Origin of the sequence: Pseudomonas sp. PDM05, assembly GCF_014851685.1 — a bacterium.
In the GTDB taxonomy this organism is placed as follows: Bacteria; Pseudomonadota; Gammaproteobacteria; order Pseudomonadales; family Pseudomonadaceae; genus Aquipseudomonas.
In genome coordinates this window covers 1-1,235 of record NZ_JACVAC010000032.1, presented here as the reverse complement: position 1 = coordinate 1,235, position 1,235 = coordinate 1, and the positions used below count along the sequence as shown (strand labels likewise).

At 55.0% G+C, this 1,235-nt stretch carries 2 protein-coding genes; both read right to left on the bottom strand.

Annotated elements, in window-relative coordinates; translation table 11 throughout:
• Positions 1 to 37: 37 nt before the first annotated feature.
• Complete coding sequence (locus IB241_RS27285) at positions 38 to 874, bottom strand: IS3 family transposase (RefSeq protein ID WP_225595759.1); 837 nt, start codon at positions 872 to 874, stop codon at positions 38 to 40.
• A complete protein-coding gene (locus IB241_RS27640; RefSeq protein WP_225595758.1) occupies positions 871 to 1,173 on the bottom strand; it encodes a transposase in 303 nt (100 codons plus the stop codon). Before IB241_RS27640 ends, IB241_RS27285 begins: the two co-directional genes overlap by 4 nt.
• Between the last annotated feature and the right edge of the window lie 62 nt (positions 1,174 to 1,235).

The following is a 1,235-nucleotide window of genomic DNA, read 5'->3' as shown; positions in this document are numbered from 1 at the left end:
TGAACTGGTCAAGTAATCTTGGACACCGATTAAGGTTTCACGCCGCCAACTTCTCCCTGGCGACTGGTGACCGATAGTCGTTGTAGCTATGCGGCCTGGTGATGTTGTAGCGCGATACATAGCGCTGCACATCCGCTCGGGCCTCATGTTCCGATCCGTAGCCTGCTTCTGGCACCCACTCTGATTTCAAACTTCCAAAGAAACGCTCCATCGGTGCGTTGTCCCAGCATTCGCCTTTACGGCTCATGCTTTGCCGGAGTCCATGTTCCAGCAGTTCATTTCTGAATTTATGGCTGGTGTACTGGCAACCTTGGTCGGAGTGAAACAGTACGTCTTTTGGGCGACCGCGCAGTTCAATCGCCATCCGCAGAGCTTCGCAGGTCAGCGTGGCATCGGAGATCATCGAAAACGACCAGCCCACGATCCGGCGAGCGAACAAGTCCAGAACCGCCGCGAAATACAGCCAACGCTTGCCGACTTTGATGTACGTCACGTCTCCACACCACACCTGATTGACCGCCGTAACATCAAACTTGCGTTTGAGCACATGCGGTGCCACCAAAGCTTCCACGCCGGGTGACTTGTACTTATGGCGCCGGCGTTGACGGCTGACAATGCCTGCTTCTCGCATCAAGCTGCGAGCCATGAACCGCCCGACATCATGCCCGCCGGCTTGCAGCTGTTTAGCCAAGGTCCGAGCACCCGCAGACTCTCTCGACGCCCTGTGGTGCTTGACCAGCATGGCCTTGAGCTTCTCACGCTTAGGGCTCACTTTGCCTTGGCGCTGACGCCATGCGTAAAAGCTACTGCGGTTTATTCCGAACACACGACAGCAATCGTTAACGCCGTACTGCTCGCCCAGCTCACAGATCAACGAGAGTGATCTTTGGCGTCCAAAAGCAGGAGAGCACTGGCCTTTTTTAGGATTTCGATATCCCGGTCTTTTTGCCTGAGCAAGGCTTTAAGTTCCTGAATCTCTCGCTGATCCGCGGTAATCGCCTTGGCTCCCACCGGAGTCGAGCCCAAGCGTTCCTTGCGAACTTGATCGACCCAGCGACGCAGGGCCGTAGGGCCAATATCCAAACTGGCACAGACCTCGGGAACCGACTGCCCCTCGTCCAGCACCATGCTGGCAGCTTTGAGTTTGAACTCACTTGAATAAGATTTACGCATATCCAAACACCTCAGATTTGGGCGCCATCATAGCGCCCGATTGAAGTGTCCAAAATCATTAG

Bases quoted from the DNA above. Each gene is read 5' to 3' on its own strand.
- IB241_RS27640 (WP_225595758.1), bottom strand. From the start codon at position 1,173: ATGCGTAAATCTTATTCAAGTGAGTTCAAACTCAAAGCTGCCAGCATG.